The organism is Facklamia hominis CCUG 36813 (assembly GCF_000301035.1).
Classification (GTDB): domain Bacteria; phylum Bacillota; class Bacilli; order Lactobacillales; family Aerococcaceae; genus Facklamia; species Facklamia hominis.
In genome coordinates, this window is the sequence record NZ_JH932292.1 from 417890 (window position 1) to 439982 (window position 22093).

The window sequence follows — 22093 nt, forward strand, 5'->3', positions numbered from 1 at the left end:
AAAAGGAGGCGACTATATGATTAGTAAGAATGAACTCAGACAGGTTATTTTTAAGAAACGTCAACAATTAAGTCAAGCGTATCGGCAGAAAGCCCAAAACAAAATCTACCAACAAGTCTTTGACTTGCCCCTTTTTAAAGCAGCCAAATCCGTCCTCATCTATACCTCAACCGAAGAAGAGATGGATAGTCGTCCCATCATTGAAGAAGGCTGGAAATTGGGTAAAACAATGACCGTTCCCCGTGTCTATCCTAAACGGCAGATGGAAGCTCATGTGATTACTCCTGACTCCACTTATCAAGTTTCTAAATTTGGCATCCCAGAGCCCCTAGCAGATTCTCCCATCATTGATCCCCAAGACCTTGATTTAATTATTATGCCCTGTGTTTCATGCAATAATCAAGGACAGCGGATCGGCTACGGAGGTGGCTTCTATGACCGCTTTCTGCTAAGAGCCAAAAATGTCCCTGTAATCCTTCCTTATTTTGCCAAATTACAGTCGGAAGAAATTCCTACTGAAGATCATGACCAAACCGTTGATGTTGTGATTACTGAAGAAGGAACGATTGATTTAAGAAGCAAGGATTAACTTGCAAAAGTGCTTCTAAAACGCTATCATTAGACTAGTATAACAAAGGAGAATGACTATGAACCAAGAACAATTTGAACAAATGAAGAATGCTAAAGGCTTTATTGCTGCCCTGGACCAATCCGGTGGTTCAACCCCCAAAGCCCTTAAAGCTTATGGTATCAATGAAGACCAGTATGCGAATGAGGATGAGATGTTTGATCTCGTTCACCAAATGCGCACACGCATCATTAAAGCCCCTGCCTTTAAACAAGATAAAGTGATCGGCGCGATTCTCTTCGAACAGACAATGGATCGTCAAATCGATGGTAAATATACTGCTGATTACCTCTGGGAAGAAAAAGGCGTTGTTCCTTTTGTGAAGGTAGACCAAGGCTTAGCCCCTGAAGCTAATGGCGTTCAATTAATGAAAGAACTAACCCAACTCGATCAACTATTAGACCGTGCTAAAGAACGTCATATCTTCGGAACCAAGATGCGGTCAAATATCCTAGCTTATAATGAAGCTGGCATCAAGGCTATCGTTGACCAACAATTCCAAGTGGGCAAACAAATTATCGCTAAAGGCTTAGTTCCTATTCTCGAACCAGAGGTCAATATTCACGCGGAAGATAAAGAAAAAATCGAAGCTAAGCTTGCCGAAGAAATTTTAGCCGGCCTTAATCAATTAGATAAAGACCAATATGTCATGCTAAAGATTACCATTCCAACTCAAGCAGATATCTACCAAGAAATTATTAACCATCCTCAAATGATTCGAGTGGTTGCCCTATCTGGCGGTTATTCAACAGATGAAGCCAACCAAAAATTAAAACAAACACCAGGCGTGATCGCTTCCTTCTCTAGAGCATTGGCCCAAGACTTAAGAGCCGATCAAAGTGAAGAAGCTTTCAATGAAAGCCTCTCTCATGCCATCGACGGCATTTATGATGCTTCTGCCAATAAATAATTCATTAAGAAAACTGCGACTAAGTCGCAGTTTTTTACTATGTATAAACGAAATCTATTCATTCAAAAAAGAAGCAAGTTTATATAAGCTTGCTTCTTTTAAAATCATCATTTAAAAGAATCAGTGTTATTTAAAGTTTCAATGTTGATTATTCATTGAAACATCCCTAGTTATTTATGAGTCCCCTATCCTAAGTTCACCCATTTTATTCTGCTCATCTAATAATTGGACTTTCGACTTGACCCACTCCACAACCTGCTTAGTCGATAAATTCGTGATAATTAAGCTGCTTTCCTTATGATCACATGGAATCTTATGCGAAATCAAATAAAGATCATAATCAAGCTTTTGAGCATCCACCCAATTCCATGGTTGATCAGTATTGTAAAATTTAATCGAATTACAAAATTGTCCGTTTAAATAGTCCGCATAGGCACGGTCAAAATAATAATTTTCTGTAGAGATCAAGGCCTTATATCTTGGCTTTCCAGCTTTTAAATCATTAATCAAATTAGTCCAAACAGTCAAGACCGTAAAGCAAAGTTGCCCATAGCTTGGCCCTTGAATCTTAAAAGGCTCAATAAATTCATAAATACACGCTTCTAACTCACTCACGAAGTCATCATTTAAATCCATGATCATTTTCCGATAATCAGCAATGGAAAACACATTAAAATCTGAAAAATATTCCCGAACAATTCGATTCATAAAACAATAATTATGAATAATAATCGAAATCAACTGAAGCTGCTCATCCGTAATACTTATCAATTGATAGCTGATTGAAAGATGCTTAAGCTGCTGATAAAGAGCTTTTAAGCGGTTAAAATAGGCGATTTGAGGGAAATAAGCTTGTTTTAAACATTGGGGATAGAGAATAATATGATCATCCACAATTCCAGCGCTTAATTGATACAAAAGAGGCTTATCAATCGTGTAGGATCGTCCTCCGATCGTTATTTGCCGTTTATCTTCCGGAATTTTTTTCAAGATATGTTCCAACTTAGTATCACTAACTGCCCATTCTCCTTTGGCGACCAAACTTCCTTCAAAAGTTCGTTGCATATTGATCGCCAACCTCAAATAAATAAAAGGATTCTTCATATAGAATTCAATAAAATTTGAATGATCACTCACCTTCAGGAAAAAATCCAATACTTCCTGATAGGTGACATCCTTACAAAGCCATTCATCCACACTATAATAGATATCTAAAAATAATGGATAATAGGTCCGATATACTGTTTCTGACATATCTAGTTTTAATGGAGACTTAGTGATCTGAGCGGGTATCTCTAAGTCGGTAAAAAAATTATTAATTCGTTGGATAGCTCGACTGAGACTCGTCCTTGACATATAAAATATCTCAGCTGCTTCATCCATGGTATTAATTTGACGCTTAAATAAAGTGTCTAAAATCATAAATTCAGAGCATGCATGTGCATAACTTTGAAAGAAATATCCATAGGTATAATCTGTATGAATAACAATATAGACTTGTCCATCTTCTCTTTTCAAGGTTAGTTCTTGGTCATATAATGTTTCAATTTCTTCAAGATCCTTTAATAAAATACTCAATGAACAACCAATCATTTTCGCCAGTTGCCTTGTTGAAACTGCTTTGATCTCTGGATCATAGAATATCTTAATAATATGTAGTTGTCGTTGTGCCTTTTGAGACAGTAGCCGATACCTCATAAGACACCACCTCTCTAGTAGCTATTTAATTTAAAGGGGACAAAATCATATGGTCACATTTTATCATCACCTATTTGAAATAAAAAGTCAATCATTTTAATAATTTTATTTAATATTCGAAATTATTTTAAATAACAGTCGCGCTTCTAATTCTATTTTAAATTAAAAAACTTGGCTGGCATCACTCGCCAAACCAAGTCAGTTAAAACAAGTATTTTATTCATCGTCCATTTGTAGGACGGCCATAAAGGCCTCTTGGGGAATTTCCACATTACCAACAGCCTTCATCCGCTTCTTACCCTCTTTCTGTTTCTCAAGCAATTTCTTCCTACGAGAAACATCACCACCATAAAGCTTAGCGGTTACATCCTTACGATAAGCCTTAATGGTTGATCGAGCAATAATTTTATTCCCGATAGCTGCTTGAACGGGCACTTCAAACATCTGACGCGGAATAATTTCTTTTAATTTCTCGACTAAAGCGCGTCCTCTTGGATAGGCGAAGTCCTTGTGAATGATTAAGGAGAAGGCGTCAATCACATCACCATTAAGCAGCACTTCCAACTTAACTAGGTTAGACGTTTGATAGCCGATTAATTCATAATCCAAGGAAGCATAACCTTTTGTCATAGACTTAAGCTTGTCAAAGAAATCATAGACAATCTCAGCCATTGGCAATTCATAGATGACGTTCACCCGAGTATCATCCAGATATTCCATCGTGATGAACTTGCCGCGTTTTCGTTGAGCTAATTCCATCACCGGTCCAACATAATCATTAGGAACCATAATGGATGCCTTAATATAGGGTTCCAGGATATGATCGATTTCAGTTGGATCAGGCATCTCTGAAGGATTATCCACAATCACTTCCTCACCATCCGTCTTAACCACTCGGTAGATAACGGATGGCGCCGTAATAATCAAGTTCAAATTAAATTCACGTTCTAACCGCTCTTGAACCACATCCATGTGAAGAAGACCTAAGAAGCCAGTTCTAAAGCCAAAGCCTAGCGCCTGAGAAGTTTCTGGTTCAAAATGCAAGGAAGCGTCATTCAATTGTAATTTTTCAAGGGCTTCTCGTAGATCATTATAATCGGCAGAATCAACTGGATACAGTCCCGCAAAAACCATCGGATTAAGCTTACGATAACCAGGCAAGGGTTCCTTAGCAGATCGATTGGCAGAAGTAATCGTATCACCAACACGGGTATCTTGGATTGTCTTAATCCCGGCAGTAATATAACCCACATCTCCTACCATCAGGAAATCACGCTTAATAGCATTGGGAGAAAAAACACCCACCTCAATGACTTCAAATTCTTTTTGATTACTCATTAAACGAATCTTATCTCCTGGTCTAACCATTCCATTAACGATTCGAACATTTAAGACGACTCCTCGATAAGCATCATAGGCCGAATCAAAAATTAAAGCCTGTAAAGGAGCTTCTAAATCTCCTGAGGGAGCAGGTACTTTTTCAACGATTTGTTCCAGAATCGTATCAATTCCAATTCCAGTTTTTGCTGAACAAAGTGCTGCTTGTGAAGCATCTAAGCCAATAACATCTTCAATTTCTTGTTTTACGTGATCAGGATTAGCTGAAGGTAAGTCAATTTTATTAATAACAGGTAAGATCTCTAAGTCATTATCCAAGGCTAAGTACACATTGGCGAGTGTCTGTGCTTCGATACCTTGCGCCGCATCCACCACTAACAAGGCCCCTTCGCAAGCTGCTAAAGACCTTGATACTTCATAGGCGAAGTCGACGTGCCCTGGCGTATCAATCAAGTGAAATATGTATCGTTGACCATCCTTAGCGTCATAATTCACTTCGACAGCATTAAGCTTGATAGTAATGCCACGTTCCCGTTCTAAATCCATGGAATCCAGTAGTTGTGCTTTCATATCACGCTCAGCAACGGTATGGGTCTGTTGCAAAATACGATCTGCTAGCGTCGATTTACCGTGGTCAATATGAGCTACAATTGAGAAATTTCGAATCCGCTCTTGACGTTTTTTTAGTTCATTTATATCCAAATTCAGTCACTTCCTTCACTGCATTATCAATCATCACCCTTAATCTTATCAAAAATCTATAAGGATAGATAGTTCTAGTTATTATTTATTTGTAAAATAAGGACGGGCTAAACTCCTGAAATAAAGACTCGTTCTTAACGAAAAATAGAGCGCTCAATCGCCTCAGCTAATAATCAATAAAAAGCAGACCCACACCTCGTGCTAGTCTGCTTTATAATATTAATCATTATTAAACATATCTCGCATCTTATCAAAGAAACTTCCATCGTCTTGTTTAACAGATTCACCAGACTCTTTGGCGAAAGCCTTCAACAATTCTTTTTGCTTATCGGTTAGTTTCTTTGGTGTCACGACTTCTACCTGTACCTCTTGATCACCGGTTCGTCCGGTATTAATATCCGGAGCTCCCTTACCTCTTAAACGGAAGCTTGTTCCCGTTTGTGTACCAGCCGGAATCTTGAATTTCACCTTACCATGAACCGTCGGTATCTCAATTTCATCCCCTAAAGCAGCTTGAGAGAAACTAATCGGTAATTGATAGTAAATCTGAGAACCTCGCCGTTTAAAGGTCTTAGAAGATTGTACCTGGAAGACAACATAGAGGTCACCATAAGGTCCACCGTTTCGTCCAGCTTCTCCTTGATTAGCTAAGCGCATTTGATTTCCATCTTCAACTCCTGCTGGAATTGTTACCTTAACCGAATGGCTTTGTGATTCAATCCCTGAACCATGACAGGTTGGGCATTTTTCTTTAATTTCTTTTCCGCTACCATGACAGACATCACAGGTAGTTTGAGTCATCACACGACCAAATGGCGTTGAGCGTTCAACTTGAATAGTCCCGGATCCATGACACTTATGACAAGTGACTGGTTTAGTACCGGGCTTAGCACCATTGCCATGACAGCTATGACATTCTTCATTGCGATTATATTTAATCGTTGTTTCCTTACCAAATATCGCTTCTTCAAACGTCAATTTAATCCGATATTGTAAATCTCTCCCCTTCTGTGGGGCATTAGCTGAACGATAAGCTTGACCACCAGCAGCGCCGCCAAAGAAGGAATTAAGAATATCATCGAAGCCAAAATCAGAGGCTCCTGAGAAGCCACCAAAACCACCAAAGCCTTGTCCAAAATTAGGATCCGTCGAGGCGTGACCATATTGGTCATAAGCAGCCCGCTTTTGTGCGTCACTTAATACTTCATAAGCTTCCGACACTTCTTTAAATTTTTCTTCAGCGCCAGCTTCCTTATTAATATCGGGATGGTATTTTTTTGATAATTTACGATAAGCTTTTTTTATCTCGGCATCCGAGGCATCGCGCGATACCCCCAGGATTTCATAATAATCTCGTTTTTCTGCCATCGTCTACTCCTCTCCCTTACAACAAACTCGTTAAAATGGAAGGCTGGGAAGAACTCCCAGCCCCCAAGTAATGTCTTTTAGATTATTCGTCTACTTCTTCAAAGTCTGCATCAACCACATTATCATCCGATGCAGATTGACCGTCATTTGCTTGACTTGCTTCTTGACTTTGAGCTTGTTTAGCTGCTTGTTCGTAAAGTTTAACAGATAGGTTTTGAACAACTTCCATTAAAGCATCACGTTTTTCCTTCATTTGATCAAGATCATTGGCTTCAATCGCTGCCTTCAATTCATCACGAGCATCTTCAGCCTTCTTAATTTCATCTTCAGAAATATTATCATTGCCCTTTAATTCATCCAAGGTCTTATTGGTAGTGAAGACTAATTGATCCACTTCATTACGTAGATCTGCTTCCTCACGACGTTTCTTATCTGATTCAGCATTCGCTTCAGCATCTTTCACCATGCGATCAATTTCTTCATCGGATAGACCTGAAGAAGATTTGATAGTAATCGATTGTTCTTTATTGGTACCTAAGTCCTTAGCAGATACATTCACGATACCATTCTTATCAATATCAAAGGTCACTTCAATTTGTGGAACGCCTCTTGGTGCAGCTGGAATATCTGTTAATTGGAAACGTCCAAGTGTCTTGTTATCAGCCGCCATTTCACGTTCACCTTGTAAGACATGAACATCTACTGCCGGTTGGTTATCTGCTGCTGTAGAGAAGACTTGAGACTTAGAAGTTGGGATCGTTGTATTACGATCGATTAACTTAGTGAAGACGCCACCCATTGTTTCAATTCCTAATGATAGTGGTGTTACGTCTAAGAGGACAATATCCTTCACATCGCCCGAAATAACTCCCCCTTGAATCGCTGCCCCCATAGCTACAACTTCGTCTGGGTTAACCGATTTGTTAGGATCTTTTCCGGTTTCACGTTTAACGGCTTCTTGAACAGCAGGAATCCGTGTAGAACCACCCACTAAGATTACTTCATCGATTTCAGAACGATCTAAACCTGCATCTTTCAAAGCTTGACGAACTGGATTCTTAGTTCGATCTACCAAATCATGAGTTAATTCATCGAATTTTGCCCGAGATAAGGTTGATTCCAAGTGAAGAGGTCCTTCATCCGTTGCCGTAATAAATGGTAAGGAAATTTGAGTTGAAGTAACTCCTGAAAGGTCTTTCTTAGCTTTTTCAGCAGCATCTTTTAACCGTTGTAAGGCCATCTTATCTTTAGATAAGTCGATTGAATGCTCTTTCTTAAATTCTTCAACTAAGAAATCAATAATTTTTTGGTCAAAGTCATCCCCACCTAGTTTATTATCACCAGCTGTGGCCAGAACATCAAAGACTCCATCACCTAATTCAAGAATGGATACGTCGAAGGTTCCGCCCCCTAAGTCAAAGACAAGAACTTTTTCTTCTTTATCTGTTTTATCAAGTCCATAAGCTAAAGCTGCAGCCGTTGGCTCATTAACAATCCGTTCAACTTCGAGACCAGCAATTTTACCAGCATCTTTCGTTGCTTGACGTTGAGCATCATTAAAATAAGCTGGAACCGTAATAACTGCTTTGTCTACCTTATCTCCTAAATATTCTTCAGCATAAGATTTTAAATGTTGTAAGATCATTGCTGAGATTTCTTGAGCTGTATATTCTTTTCCTGCTGCTTCAACCTTGAAGCCTGCTTCACCCATATGACGTTTTACAGAAGCAACGGTATGAGGGTTGGTTACTGCTTGACGTTTTGCGACTTCACCGACTTGAATCTCACCATTTTTGAAAGCAACCACTGAAGGCGTAGTACGGTTTCCTTCTGGGTTTGGAATAATTTTTGCTTCGCCACCTTCAAGTACGGCAACTGCTGAGTTTGTTGTACCTAAGTCAATACCTATAATTTTAGCCATAATGCATTTCTCCTTTATTTAAATTTCGTTTACCTAGAATTTTATTAATATTGAATTTACTAATTTTATGATTATTGATCACTCATTATGCGGAAACGATCACCATCGCTGGACGAATGATCCGATCGTCTAATATATAGCCTTTTTGTAACACTTGCACGACATGATCTGCTTGCTGCCCTTCTTGAACCGGTTGAGTGGTTACGGCCTGATGGAAATTCGGGTCAAAAGGTTCATTTAATGGATCGATGACCTCAATTTTTTCTTCCTTAAAGGCTGCTAAGATTTGTTGGTAAACCATCTCAACTCCTTTATGAATCGCTAAGGCTTCTTCATTATCCGCTTTAACCGCTAAGGCCCTTTCTAAATTATCAATCGCATCCAATAACTTTTTGGCTAAGGATTGCGACCGATACTTAGCTGCTTCACTTCGTTCACGACTATTCGATCGCTGCATATTAGCAATTTCCGCTTGTAGTCTGAGATTATGATCCTCTAATTGATCAATTTTATCTTCATAAGCTTGAATATCAACGGCCTCCGATTGGATTTCTTCTGCGGAATCCTCTGTCTTATCATCCTCTGGAATAATTTCGACTTCAGCTTCTGTTAACACATCCTCATCTGTTGAATGATTGGATGCTTCCGGATGACTGACTTCCTGATTTTCATTCAGGGTGATCTCTTCATCATGATTCATTTGATTCTCTGTCACTAAATGACCTCCTTTAATGATTAAATTCGATTAGCACTTGCTCCATCAATGCGATAATACGAGTAAATCGCATGGTGGAAGGTCCTAGTATACCGATGGTCATTTTTTGGTTATCCTGCTTAACAGTCCCAGTGACCAACGCAAGGTGTTCATTGCCAACTGGCAGGAAATCCTGACCAAACAAAACATCAATACCTAAATCTCTTTGTTCTAACAATTCAAAGATTTCTTTCGACCCGTCTATTAAATTGAACAAATCTTTAAAATGAGAGACATCTTCTTGAGCGCCAATCAAGTCAAATAGGTTATTCTTAGCCAAAACTTGATAGCGTTGGCCCTTCACTTGATGGATAGCTCTTTCAACAAGATCCGAAAAATCATAGGCAATGCCAAATCGTCTCTGCATTAGCATAGGAATGGTTAACTTGAGCCGTTGATAAGCATCTTCTAAAGAAACGCCTATTAATTCGTCATTCAAGAGCTGAATAAGCTCGTTCATCACCTGTGGGTTAAGATCGAACTGCATCGTATAAATACGACTTTCGACATAGCCCAAATTTGTTAGTAAGACCAACATTACTTGATGGTCAGACAGGTGAACTAGCTTAAAATTATCAATTAAGTGCTCCTCATTACTCTGTTCAAAGATTAATGTCGGATAATTAGTCAAAGAGACTAAGAGATCTGCAACCATCTTTGCCATTTTAAAAGAATCCTGACTACGATTGTCAAATATTTCTTTGACGGCTTGGCGGTCGCTTTGATATTGGTCAGCGAGGCTTCGGTTTTCATGATGGATCAAACGGTCTACATAATAACGATAACCTTCATAGGAAGGGATCCGCCCAGAAGACGTATGTGCCTTCACAATATACCCGTTCTTTTCTAAAACCACCATCTCATTCCGAATCGTTGCTGGTGATACTTCTAATAAGCTCTTTTTCAACAAGGTCTTGGAACCGACTGGCGATTCTAAACTCGCATAAAGACGAACAATCAGATCAAGGATCTCATGTTGTCTCGGCGTTAACATTTCCATCACCTCACTTAATTAGCACTTTTAATATCTGAGTGCTAACTGTCTTTAGTTTAACCTCTAATTCATACTTTGTCAAGCTTTTTTCTAAAAAAATTAGCACTCTTCACAAAAGAGTGCTAATTCCTTATTTCCATGCAATTTATAGTTGTTTAAAATACGCTAAACTATTGACACGATCTTGATTCAACTGATCAATCAGTCCCTGAGAAGAATCAAATTTTAGCTCAGGACGTAGAAAAGAGTGCCAACGGATCTCCACGTGTTCGCCATAAATCATTCGGTCAAAATCAAAAATATTTACTTCAATAGAAGGCTCTTCCAAGGCTTTGAAGGTAACATTATATCCAATTGAGGCCATCGCAGGATACCATTGATCTTTAAGCTTTAATTCAACGACATAAACGCCAATACCTGGAATGACTTGATTATAATCGCTGGCAATATTAGCTGTTGGAAAACCTAGTGTTCTTCCGCGCTTTTCACCGTTAATCACTTGACCCGATGTTTGGTAAATATACCCTAATGCTTGGTTTGCTTCTTGAATTTTCGATTGTAACAATAATTGACGAATCGTCGATGAAGCTATCTTCTGACCCTCAATCAAAATCGGGCTGACATCATGAACCATAAAACGATTTTGACTATGAATCGGTAAGGTGCTCATATTAGCAATTTCTCGAGGTCCATACGTATAATCAAAACCTGCAACAACCTCTTTGGCGCCCAAAGCTACAATATATTGTTCCACAAATTCTTCCGGACTTAAATGCGCTAAATCCCAAGTAAAGTCAGCCACATAAACGATATCTACCCCCAGAGCTTCAAAGTGTGTCATTTTATGACGCAAATCTGTTAAATAATCAAACTCATGAGGATGAATTTTTTCAAAAATAAGTTTCGGAGTATGATTGAAGGTCAAAACGGCGACTGAATAGCCTTTAGCTTTTCCTATCTGAAGAGCACGCTCAATCACCTTTTGATGGCCAAGATGAACACCGTCAAAAAAACCCAAAGCAAGGACAATCTCCGTATCAATCAAGTCATCTTTCGCATAAGGATGATTCAAAATGACTTTCTTCATAATTAACCCTCTTCCTTAGGAAACATCTTATAAGGTTTCAAATAATCTGTTTTTTTGGGATGAACTTGATAAATGGCCAGCAAGCGATCCTCCTCAAATAAAGCTAAATAAGGATCAGGTAGAATATCAAAATAATCCTTCTCTAATAGGACACCATTTTGAACTTCTTGGGCTTGTTCAGAGCTTAAGTCATAGCGAGGCAAGTTAGCAACCGCTACTTCCAATGGAATGACAGCTTGATCCAACCGTCCTTCTTCCTTTAAAACTCTTAATTGGTCTAAGGACCATGATTGATCCTTATTAAAACCACCTGTCGCCAATCGTTCAAGTTTAGACATATGAGCCGGATAAGCTAACTTCTTACCAGCATCAACTGCTAAGGTTCGTACATAGGTCCCCTTACCACAGGATACTTCAAAGTTAAAGCATTGAGTACGTTGATTTGGATTATAAATACTAGGTCCTGTTCGTTTAAAATAATCCACCCAAACCGATCGTATTGGAGGATCTACCTCGATTCCAGCTCGAGCATATTCATAGAGTTTTTTACCATTGACCTTAACCGCGGAATACAGGGGTGCTTCTTGATCGATCCAACCATTAAATCCAGATAAAACACGATCAATCAGCGAATCTCCAATCGCAACTTGAATCGGTTTTTGATCAATGACTTGCCCACTTGCATCTTGCGTGTCAGTTGCAATTCCAAGTGTTACTTCCCCTTGATACAACTTTCTCCCATCCATTAAATAATCAACCAGCTTGGTCCCTTGACCTAGGCAAACCAACAAGACCCCTTCTACATCGGGGTCTAGGGTACCTGTATGTCCAATTTTCTTCATCGCAAAAATCTTCCTCAGTTGAAACACCACGTCATGGGAGGTCATGCCGCTTTCTTTCCAAATGGCGATCAATCCGTTATACATTGCTTTCCTCCATGATTCTATCTTTAGTCCACTGAGTCTTCTTTGGCTTTAATTTGATCGATTAATTGATCAATATGGTTTCCATAGTCAACTGATCGGTCCCGCTCAAAAACGATCTCAGGTGCCTTATAAAGGCGAAGTCGTTTTCCGAGTTCTGACCGTACTTTTCCGGTTACTGCCTCCAAGCCCTCTTGGGTCTTCTTCCGTTGACTAGCTAAGTCCGACAGCGTCGAATAATAAATGGTCGCGTGCTGTAAATCGCCCGTCAAATCGACATCAGTGATCGTTACTCCTTCAACCCGCGGATCCTTCACTGTAAAATACAAGATATCATTGACTTCTTTTAAAATTTCTTGACGTACTCTTCCTAAGCGATGGTTCGACATCCTGCCACCTCCTGACTTATTTTCTTTCCACTTCAACCATGCGGTAAGGTTCTAAAATATCGTCCACCTTCAGATCGTTATATCCCTCGATCATAATACCGCACTCTAAACCCTTGTTTACTTCACGGGCATCATCCTTAAATCGTTTTAAGCTTGCGATTTCTCCATCATAAATCACAATATTATCACGAATGACACGTACCTTAGAGCTTCTTTCAATAAAACCTTCGAGGACATATGAACCGGCAATCGTTCCTAATTTAGAAACAGTATAAGTTTCGCGGACAATAACTTGACCAGTAATCTCTTCCACGTATTCAGGATCTAAGGTTCCTTTCATAGCTGTTTCAATCTCATCAATCACGTTATAAATAACGTTATGTAAACGAATGTCTACTTGATCTACCTCTGCTTGACTTCTTGCTTGTGGCGTAGGTCGAACATTGAAGCCGATCACAATCGCCGAAGAAGCATTAGCTAAGGTCACATCCGATTCATTGATTGCTCCAACTGCTTGGTGAACAATATTCACCTTAACTCCCTCGACATCAATCTTAAGTAAGGAAGCAGCTAAAGCTTCTACCGAACCTTGAACATCCGCTTTAATAAGAACATTAACAGAACGTAACTCTTCCTCTTGTAACGTCTCAAATAAATTATCCAAGGTTACTTTCTTCTTCAAATCACGACTACGTTCTTGCGCTTTTTGAGCTCTTTCCTCACCGATATGACGAGCAGTTTTTTCGTCTTCGAAGACAACAAACTTATCACCGGCTAACGGAGCATCGTTTAATCCGGTAATTTCTACTGGAGTTGATGGGCCTGCTTGACGAATACGACGACCTTGATCGTTAACCATGGTCCGTACCCGACCATAAGTGTTTCCAACAACAATTGGATCGCCAACATGCAGGCTACCATGTTGTACTAAAAGCGTCACAGTCGCTCCTGTCGCCTTATCTAAGCGAGCTTCAATAACAGATCCTAAGGCCAAGCGATCTGGATCAGCTTTCAGTTCTTGCATTTCTGCCACTAAGATAATCATCTCTAATAATTCATCCAAGTTTTGTTTGAATTTAGCAGAAATATTTACAAAGATCGTATCGCCACCCCAAGCTTCTGATACAATACCGTATTCGGTCAATTCGTTCATCACGCGATCAGGGTTGGCTTCAGGTTTATCGATTTTATTAATCGCAACAATGATCGGAACATCGGCCGCCTTAGCATGATTGATCGCTTCGACCGTTTGAGGCATAACACCATCATCTGCTGCAACAACAATGACAACAATATCCGTTACATTGGCTCCACGCGCCCGCATTGTTGTAAAGGCTGCGTGCCCTGGTGTGTCTAAGAATGTAACTGGTTTGCCATCGACTTCAATTTGATAGGCACCAATGTGCTGGGTAATTCCACCAGCTTCACCTTCAGTGACTCTCGAGTGACGCAAAGCATCTAGCAGACTTGTCTTACCATGGTCTACGTGTCCCATAATGGTAACAACCGCAGGACGGGTGATTGCTTTTTCTGGCTTGTCAGCATTCTCGAAATAAACATCAAGGTCAGATTCGTCCACTTGGACCTTTTCGATCGGTTCTACCCCATATTCAAGGCAGATTAATTCAATAACTTCTGTAGAAAGGGCCTGATTTTGATTGGCCATCACGCCTTGCATCAATAATTTTTTAATTATTTCCGTGGCATCACGGTGAAAGGCTTTAGCAATATCTTGAATATTAATTCCTTCCGTATAATGGAATTCTTCCGGCAAATCCTTATGCTTTCTAGCTGTAATTCCCTTACTTTGTGGTTTATTATTCGTCGAATTATTTCTACCCTGACGTCGACGATCCCGACGTCCACCTCTTCTTTTGGACCGTGATAGCGTATCTTCTTCATCTGACTGACGTTCTTTTGACTGTTGGTGTCCCTTTAGTCGCTGCTCTTTTTTAGGATTCTTTTCTTTCGTCGTCACGTGTTCCTTATCTTTTGAATGATTTACACTGGATGAATGTGACTTCGATTCTTTCTTATTCTTAGGAGACTCTTTTGTTTTAGAGGATGACTGGTCTTCAGCGGATACTGCTTTCTTTTGATCCTTAGCAGACGGATTTTCCCCTTTCAACCATTTAGTAAGCTGAGCTTGCTCCTCCTCAGAAATTGAGGACATATGACTATTAAAATCCATTCCATGGCTTTGAGCGACCTTTAGTACTTCTTTTGACTTCATGTTGACTTGTTTAGCTAATTCGTAAATTCGAATACCTGACATTTAATCACCTTCCTGATTCAATTATTTCATTTGATCGTCTTCTCCTATCGTATAAGATAAAAACTTTTCTGCCATTCCTTGATTTAATAAACCACAGATGGCACGTGATTTCCCTAAAGCTTGCGAGATTTCTTCTCGACTAAAACTTTGATCAAGCTCAATATGATGTTGCTTCGCAAAGCGTTCATAGCGATCTTGTGTATTTTGACTTAAATCATGGGCTAGGACAATCAGTTGAACTTTTCCTGCTTTGATTGATTTTTCGACTTGCTCATCACCGCTCACCAAAAATGAAGCGCGTTGGGCAAGTCCTAACATATTTAATGCTTTCTGTTTGGTTATCATAACTTATAACAATTCTTTTCTGGCTTTTTGATGATCAATATAGTCAAAAAGCTTGTCATAGAATTGATCATCAATTTCTGTTTTAAAGACACGATTGAAAACCTTCTTTGCCTTAGCTTCTTTGGCTAATTCCGGCTCCAATGCAATATAAGCTCCGCGACCATTCATACGTCCAGAAGGATCCAATTCAATCTTTCCTTCCGGCGTACGGACTATTCGAATTAATTCCTTTTTAGGATAGGATTGGCCTGAAACCACACATTTACGCATGGGTATCTTTCTTTTTTTATTTTGGGTCATAATTCCCCTCCTTATGATCTAAGCTTCCGCATCGCTAACTGTATCAGCATCATCCAGTAAGTCTTGATAATCCGGCTCATGGTCTTCTTCTAATTCAGCAATTTGGGCTTCAACATCTTCTGGATCATAGATTGCCTCTGCTTTTTCTTGAGTCTGACGAAGATCCTCAAGGGCTTCCTGTTCTTCATTAATCTCAAGCATTTCATCTTCCACATTAGCAGCTAATTGTTCATCGATGGCTACTTGTTCTTCAGCTTCTTCAAGGGCTTGAGCTTGACGTTCTGCTTCTTCTAGATAAGCTTGATAAGAATCTTGTGATTTAATATCAATCTTATATCCTGTTAACCGCGCTGCAAGTCGAGCATTTTGACCCTTCTTACCAATCGCTAAAGAAAGTTGATAATCCGGAACTACCACAATACAAGTCCGTTCTTCTTCCATAAAATGAACATTTAAGACTTCTGCTGGATTCATGGCATTTTTTATAAAGGTTTCAGGATCCTCACTATACTGAACAATATCCATATTCTCGCCATTTAATTCATTAACAATGGCCTGCACCCGAGCCCCTCTTGGACCTACACAGGTTCCAATTGGATCGATATTAGCATCTCGTGAAAAAACAGCCACTTTCGACCGATCTCCCGCTTCGCGCGCAATCGACATCACTTCAACAATTCCATCATAAATCTCCGGCACTTCCTGCTCAAATAAACGACGCAAAAAATCAGGATGAGCTCGTGAAACGATAATTTGAGGTCCCTTAGAGGTCTTATCCACCTTGGAAACATAGACCTTAACGCGTTGGTCAATCGCTAAATCTTCATTAGGAATTTGCTCCGATAAGGGCATCATTGCTTCCACTCGATTCAAAGATACATAGACATTGCGACTATCTTTTCGCTCAACAGTCCCTGTTAAAATCTCATCTTGATAATCAATATATTCATTATAGATGATATATCTTTCTGCCTCGCGGATTCGTTGCAAAACGACATGTTTAGCCGTCTGAGTGGCAATTCGACCAAAATCCTTAGGTGTCACTTCAAATTTTATTTTATCCCCGATTTCATAAGCTCGGTTAATCTTTAAAGCCTCTTCTAAGGAAACCTCTTGAGTCGAGTCATAGTTTGTTTCAACCACTTCTTTTACCGAATAAACTTTGATATCCCCTGTTTTATCGTTAAATTCTACTTCAACATTTTGCGCTTGGTCATAGTTTTTCTTATAGGCCAAAACTAATGCAGACTCCAATGCCTCTTTGATAACCTCTGGCTTAATTCCTTTTTCTTCTTCCAACAGTTGCATGGCAGCAACAAGTTCTTTACTCACACTATTTCCTCCAATTCTAAAACTTGATTGCCAAACGGGCTTTTGCCACACTGGCTTTATCGATGGTTAGTTGTTTAGTCATCGTTTTATCCTGAACTTTTAATAGATAACTTTCCGCTTCAACCGCGAGCAATTCTCCTTCATGAGATTTCGATCCATATTGAGGCGTATAATAGTCAAAATGAACATACTCGCCGACTGCTGCGGCAATCTGTTCAGCTGTCTTCAGTGGTCTTTCCGCTCCAGGCGAAGAGACTTCTAAAAAATAGGCGGCAGGAAAAGGATCTGGTTCAATCTGATCGAGGCATTCAGACACTCGTTCAGAAATGGCTGCGCAAGTATCTAAGTCCATACCAGAGGGTTGGTCCACATACAAACGAAGATACCAATTCTTTCCTTCTTTAACATATTCGATATCCACTAACTCACAATTCATTTCCTCAATAATCGGAACAATGAGGGGTTGGACTTTTTCAACAATGGCGCTCATATTCACCTCTCCTAGGTCTTAATTCTATGGCCCTCCTTTTCATTAAAAAGAAAACCAAGCTTTCCTAACAACAACAATTAAATGAAAAGAGCGAGCGTTCCCGCTCACTCCTCCTAGACATTTGATATGACCATTATAACACACCCATATTAACACAACAAGTTTTATAGGTCTATTTCCCAGGTCTTCGATACACCCTCCTCAATCAAGTACAGCCAATTAAAATAGGGATAACTGATCCTCATCCGGTAAGTCTTCTAAAACACCATTTTCATCCATAAATTCAATCAAGGACTTAGAAACTTTGCCACGTTTTTGTAGGTCTTCTTTAGAAATAAATTCCGCCTCTTCACGCGCTTGGACAATTTGCTTTGCCACATTGACGCCAAGTCCGGGAATCGTTCTAAAAGGTGGGATAAGGCTATCACCCTCCACTATAAAATGACTGGCTTGTGATTTATTCAAATCAATCATTTGAAATTTAAAGCCGCGTTCAAGCATTTCATTGGCTAACTCCAAAACCGTCCTCAGACTGTTTTCCTTTACGGAAGCTTCCATCCCTTTGGCCATAATCTCTCTCAGTCGATGCTTAACCATTTCTTTACCTTGATGCATAGCAATCACATCAAAATCCTCTGCTCGCACTGAAAAATAAGCAGCATAATAATATAAGGGATAATAAACCTTAAAATAAGCCACTCTGAGGGCCATCATAATATAGGCAGCCGCATGGGCTTTAGGGAACATATACTTGATCTTTAAGCAAGATTCGATATACCATTCTGGAACATTATTGGCACGCATTTCAGCTTGCCATTCATCCGGGATTCCTCTTCCCTTACGAACATGTTCCATAATTTTAAAGGCCAAAGCATCTTCTAATCCATATTGCATCAAGGTAACCATGATGTCATCCCGACAACCAATCACCTTGGCTAAGGGGACAATCTCCTTCTTAATCAAGTCCTCTGCATTCCCAAGCCAAACATCAGTTCCATGAGAGAGTCCCGATATTTGTAATAGCTCCGCAAAGGTAGATGGATGGGTTTGAGTTAACATTCCCCGAACAAAGGAGGTTCCAAACTCTGGTACACCAAGGGTCCCAGTTTCCGAATAGATCTGATCTTTAGTCACACCTAATACTTCCGGACTCGAGAAGATTGACATCACTTTCTCATCCGCCATCGGAATGGTCTGAGGGTCAATTCCTGAGATATCTTGTAAAAATCGAATCATGGTCGGGTCATCATGCCCCAAGATATCGAGCTTTAGAATATTATCATGGATAGCATGAAAGTCAAAGTGAGTTGTCCGCCAAGGTGAATTCACATCATCTGCAGGAAATTGTACCGGGGTAAAATCGTACACATCCATATAGTCTGGTATGACGATAATCCCTCCAGGGTGCTGACCCGTGGTACGCTTAGCCCCCTCGACACCTTTAGCCAAGCGTTCTTTCTCGACCTGAGGAAGCTGCTCCTGCTTTCGCTCTAAATATCCTCTGACATATCCAAAGGCTGTTTTTTCTGCAACGGTTGAAATAGTTCCAGCTCGGTAGACGTAGTCTTCCCCAAATAGCACCTTAGTATAGGCGTGGGCATTGGGTTGATACTCACCCGAGAAGTTCAAGTCAATATCAGGAACCTTATCCCCCTTAAAACCTAAGAAGGTTTCGAAAGGAATGTCGTGGCCATCCTGTTTCAAAGGCTTACCACATTGTGGGCAATCCTTTCTTGGCAAGTCAAAGCCTGACCCAACCGACCCATCTGCTATAAACTCACAATAATGACAATCGGGGCAGAAATAATGCGGTGGTAAAGGATTCACTTCGGTAATCCCTGTCATCGTGGCAACAAAGGAGGATCCTACTGATCCTCTTGATCCTACCAAATAACCATCTTGATTTGATTTGAGCACTAATTTTTGAGCAATCAAATAGATAACGGCAAAACCGTTAGAAATGATAGAATTTAACTCCTTTTCCAGACGTTGCTCAATCAATTCTGGTAAGGGGTCACCATATAATTCGTGAGCTCGGGTATAAGCCAAGTCACGAATTTGTTGATCAGACCCTTCAATGACTGGTGTATAAAGCTTACTCTTAATCACTTCAATATCATCCTGAATTGAATCCGCTAGTTGATTAGGGTTCTTAACAACAATCTCGTAGGCTGTTTCTTGTCCTAAAAAAGCAAATTCTTCGAGCATTTCAGATGTTGTCCTAAAATGAACCGGTGGCAAATGCAGCTCACGGTGGCTATTAATTTTTAAGGATTTTAATAAGATTTCCCGATATATCGCATCATGAGGATTTAGATAATGAACATCTCCTGTCGCAACTACTGGCTTATTTTTTTCTTTTGCCAAACGTATAAGTTGTCGCATGATATCTTTAAGGTCTTCCTGACTATTAACCAATCCTTGTTCAATCAGGACATCATAAACTGAAAGAGGCTGAAGCTCAATATAATCGTAATCATCCACCAAGCGTGAAGCCGCCTCATAACCTTTTTGCATCATGGCGGTGAATACCTCTCCTTCAGAACAGGCCGTTCCTAAAAGCAAATTAGCACGATATTGTTTTAGGATGGACCTTGGTATTCTTGGTGTCCGATAAAAATAATTGACGTTGGATAAGGAAATAAGCTTAAAGAGATCTTTCAAACCCTCTTGGTTTTTAACTAAAAGTGTCGTATGGAAGGGTCTGGATTGTTTATAGGCATCGCCCTTGCCGAGTTGGTCGTTCAATGACTGATGGTTAGTCATTTGATAATCTTCAATCGCCTGGTCCAATAATTTAAAGAAGATCAAACCCGTTGCTTGCGCATCATAGATGGCTCGGTGGTGTTGCTCAAGATTCACTTCATAATGTTTGGCTAATTGATTCAACCGATGCCCTTTAAGGTGAGGATTCACTAATCGAGATAAAGCTAAAGTATCAATCGTCGCTTGTTCACATTTTCGATTCAAATGCCGTTGATAGGCTTGGCTTAAAAAACCGATATCAAAAGAAGCATTGTGGGCCACTAGGATACAACCCTCACTGAATTCTGCGAAATCCTTGATAACTTGTGCTTCTTCGGGCGCATTAGCTACCATGTCATTAGTGATCGATGTTAGTTCTGTCGTAAAGGATGATAGAGTTTGGTGTGGATTAATGAAACTTGAGAAGGTGTCTATCTCATGGCCTTGGTGCATCTTTGTCGCAGACAATTCAATGATTCGGTCATATACCGAAGACAATCCTGTTGTCTCCACGTCAAAAATAACATAGGTCGCTTTTAAAAGATCAATATCCGACTCAAAGTAAGCAATTGGTTCCCCATCATCTACAACATTAGCTTCCATACCGTAGATCACTTTAATGCCTGCTGCTTTACCTGCATTATAAGCTTCAGGAAAAGCCTGGGCACCAGCATGGTCGGTAATTGCAATAGCACTATGACCCCATTTAGCTGCTTGCTGGATAAAATCCGAAACCGAATTGGTAGCATCCATTTGAGACATATTACTATGTAAATGCAATTCGACCCGTTTGGCTCCTTCAGCATCATCCAACCGTTCCGGCCCCTTGATACGGCGAATTGACCGTGGACGAAATTCAAGTTCCCCTGAATAATTATCGACTTCCATATCACCTTCTAGGCGCAGCCAATCCCCCTTATTAAATTGACTAATTTGCTCTTTACTTAATCGACGATTAGAGATCAACTTAACAGCTACAGAAGACGTATAGTCCGTCAATTTAAGAATTACCAAAAGTTGCCCCGATCTAAGTTCTCTTTCCTCTTTAGCAAAAACATAGCCTTCAATGACTTGACGTTTTTGATGATCGATCAAATCAAGCATAGAAAGTGCAGGAATATTAGGAATATCTTTACCAATGTCAGGTATATCACTCGCTATCGGCGTTTGCTCTTGTTTCTTTTCTGCTTGTTCGATTGCGCGCATTAAAGAAGCTTGGTCAAGCTCATCAAGGCGTTGACGGTTCTGTTCACATTCTCTTTGATTAAGTTCATCATCAACATAATAAGTCACAGAAACCGATTCGATCGCTGCTTGTTTTAAACGCTGCTGAATAAGTGTCTGGTATTTGCCCTCTAAATTATCCTGAACACTTTGACTAGATAATCCAATACGAAGCCCTAAGTCCCGATCATAATCGACTTTACAATTCGATAAAGCTAGTTTTAAGAAAGGAGATTCTTGGATCAGGACCGTTTTTATAGCCTGCCAATACTCCAGTAATTCTTCCTTCGAAAGATCTTCATCTTCTTCAAAAGACCACCAAACTTCAACCTTAGCAATCGAAGCGAAAGCTGCCACCATTTGATGCATAACCAGCTGATAAACATCCGGATGGATCCGACGAGGCAAACTAAGATAAAAATGCCATTCTTGACTTTGCTGATACACATCCACATGATCAACTCGTCCACCTCTTAATACATGGCGTAGATCCGTATCTTGAATCGCTAATTGATCCAATAAAATATCAAATAAAGACGGTTGAGTATCCATAAAATGCCCCTTTCTTAATAAGCCAATCTTTGGCCTTGACTGATCAATAACCAATCATGGATAAATAAGGAAAAACCCAGGCATCAACTATCACCTGGATTCCCTTCTTTTTGACTTG

17 protein-coding genes are annotated in these 22093 nt (G+C 39.9%); 2 read left to right on the forward strand and 15 right to left on the reverse strand.

Translation table 11 applies throughout. The features are described from left to right. Positions 1-16 precede the first annotated feature (16 nt). Positions 17-589, forward strand: coding sequence for a 5-formyltetrahydrofolate cyclo-ligase (locus HMPREF9706_RS01870; protein WP_006907664.1), 573 nt, complete (start codon positions 17-19; stop codon positions 587-589). Positions 590-647: 58 nt separating this feature from the next. Continuing rightward, positions 648-1538: a fructose bisphosphate aldolase gene (locus HMPREF9706_RS01875; RefSeq protein ID WP_006907665.1), complete on the forward strand. Its 891-nt coding sequence runs from the start codon at positions 648-650 to the stop codon at positions 1536-1538. Between the two features lie 174 nt (positions 1539-1712). Here HMPREF9706_RS01875 and HMPREF9706_RS01880 read toward each other — a convergent pair whose 3' ends face one another. The 15 genes from HMPREF9706_RS01880 to HMPREF9706_RS01950 all read right to left on the reverse strand — a co-directional run bounded on the left by HMPREF9706_RS01880 (position 1713) and on the right by HMPREF9706_RS01950 (position 21975). Next, on the reverse strand, positions 1713-3236 hold the full coding sequence (locus tag HMPREF9706_RS01880) for a helix-turn-helix domain-containing protein (RefSeq protein ID WP_006907666.1): 1524 nt from the start codon (positions 3234-3236) through the stop codon (positions 1713-1715). 216 nt (positions 3237-3452) lie between these two features. After that, positions 3453-5276: a translation elongation factor 4 gene (lepA, locus tag HMPREF9706_RS01885; RefSeq protein ID WP_006907667.1), complete on the reverse strand. Its 1824-nt coding sequence runs from the start codon at positions 5274-5276 to the stop codon at positions 3453-3455. Between the two features lie 219 nt (positions 5277-5495). After that, positions 5496-6644 (reverse strand): molecular chaperone DnaJ, encoded by a 1149-nt coding sequence (dnaJ, locus tag HMPREF9706_RS01890; RefSeq protein WP_006907668.1) that lies wholly within the window; start codon positions 6642-6644, stop codon positions 5496-5498. Between the two features lie 82 nt (positions 6645-6726). Then, complete coding sequence (gene dnaK, locus HMPREF9706_RS01895) at positions 6727-8565, reverse strand: molecular chaperone DnaK (protein ID WP_006907669.1); 1839 nt, start codon at positions 8563-8565, stop codon at positions 6727-6729. Between the two features lie 85 nt (positions 8566-8650). Next, on the reverse strand, positions 8651-9280 hold the full coding sequence (gene grpE, locus HMPREF9706_RS01900) for a nucleotide exchange factor GrpE (RefSeq protein ID WP_006907670.1): 630 nt from the start codon (positions 9278-9280) through the stop codon (positions 8651-8653). Between the two features lie 13 nt (positions 9281-9293). Then, positions 9294-10313 (reverse strand): heat-inducible transcriptional repressor HrcA, encoded by a 1020-nt coding sequence (gene hrcA / locus HMPREF9706_RS01905; RefSeq protein ID WP_006907671.1) that lies wholly within the window; start codon positions 10311-10313, stop codon positions 9294-9296. 145 nt (positions 10314-10458) lie between these two features. Continuing rightward, the gene (gene ribF / locus HMPREF9706_RS01910) at positions 10459-11400 is read right to left on the reverse strand and encodes a riboflavin biosynthesis protein RibF (RefSeq protein WP_006907672.1); all 942 of its coding nucleotides are present in this window, start codon (positions 11398-11400) and stop codon (positions 10459-10461) included. A 2-nt stretch (positions 11401-11402) separates the two neighbouring features. Further along, on the reverse strand, positions 11403-12326 hold the full coding sequence (truB, locus tag HMPREF9706_RS01915) for a tRNA pseudouridine(55) synthase TruB (protein ID WP_006907673.1): 924 nt from the start codon (positions 12324-12326) through the stop codon (positions 11403-11405). Positions 12327-12349: 23 nt separating this feature from the next. Next, positions 12350-12712: a 30S ribosome-binding factor RbfA gene (gene rbfA / locus HMPREF9706_RS01920; protein ID WP_006907674.1), complete on the reverse strand. Its 363-nt coding sequence runs from the start codon at positions 12710-12712 to the stop codon at positions 12350-12352. A gap of 16 nt (positions 12713-12728) precedes the next feature. Beyond that, complete coding sequence (gene infB, locus HMPREF9706_RS01925) at positions 12729-14987, reverse strand: translation initiation factor IF-2 (protein WP_006907675.1); 2259 nt, start codon at positions 14985-14987, stop codon at positions 12729-12731. Between the two features lie 21 nt (positions 14988-15008). Then, positions 15009-15305: a L7Ae/L30e/S12e/Gadd45 family ribosomal protein gene (locus tag HMPREF9706_RS01930; RefSeq protein WP_231285826.1), complete on the reverse strand. Its 297-nt coding sequence runs from the start codon at positions 15303-15305 to the stop codon at positions 15009-15011. Between the two features lie 30 nt (positions 15306-15335). Then, the gene (gene rnpM, locus HMPREF9706_RS01935; protein WP_006907677.1) at positions 15336-15632 is read right to left on the reverse strand and encodes an RNase P modulator RnpM; all 297 of its coding nucleotides are present in this window, start codon (positions 15630-15632) and stop codon (positions 15336-15338) included. A gap of 18 nt (positions 15633-15650) precedes the next feature. Further along, positions 15651-16964: a transcription termination factor NusA gene (gene nusA / locus HMPREF9706_RS01940; RefSeq protein ID WP_006907678.1), complete on the reverse strand. Its 1314-nt coding sequence runs from the start codon at positions 16962-16964 to the stop codon at positions 15651-15653. Between the two features lie 16 nt (positions 16965-16980). Beyond that, positions 16981-17454 carry a ribosome maturation factor RimP gene (gene rimP, locus HMPREF9706_RS01945; RefSeq protein ID WP_006907679.1) on the reverse strand — a complete coding sequence of 158 codons (474 nt, stop codon included), beginning with the start codon at positions 17452-17454 and terminating at the stop codon, positions 16981-16983. A gap of 219 nt (positions 17455-17673) precedes the next feature. Further along, positions 17674-21975, reverse strand: coding sequence for a PolC-type DNA polymerase III (locus HMPREF9706_RS01950; RefSeq protein WP_006907680.1), 4302 nt, complete (start codon positions 21973-21975; stop codon positions 17674-17676). Between the last annotated feature and the right edge of the window lie 118 nt (positions 21976-22093).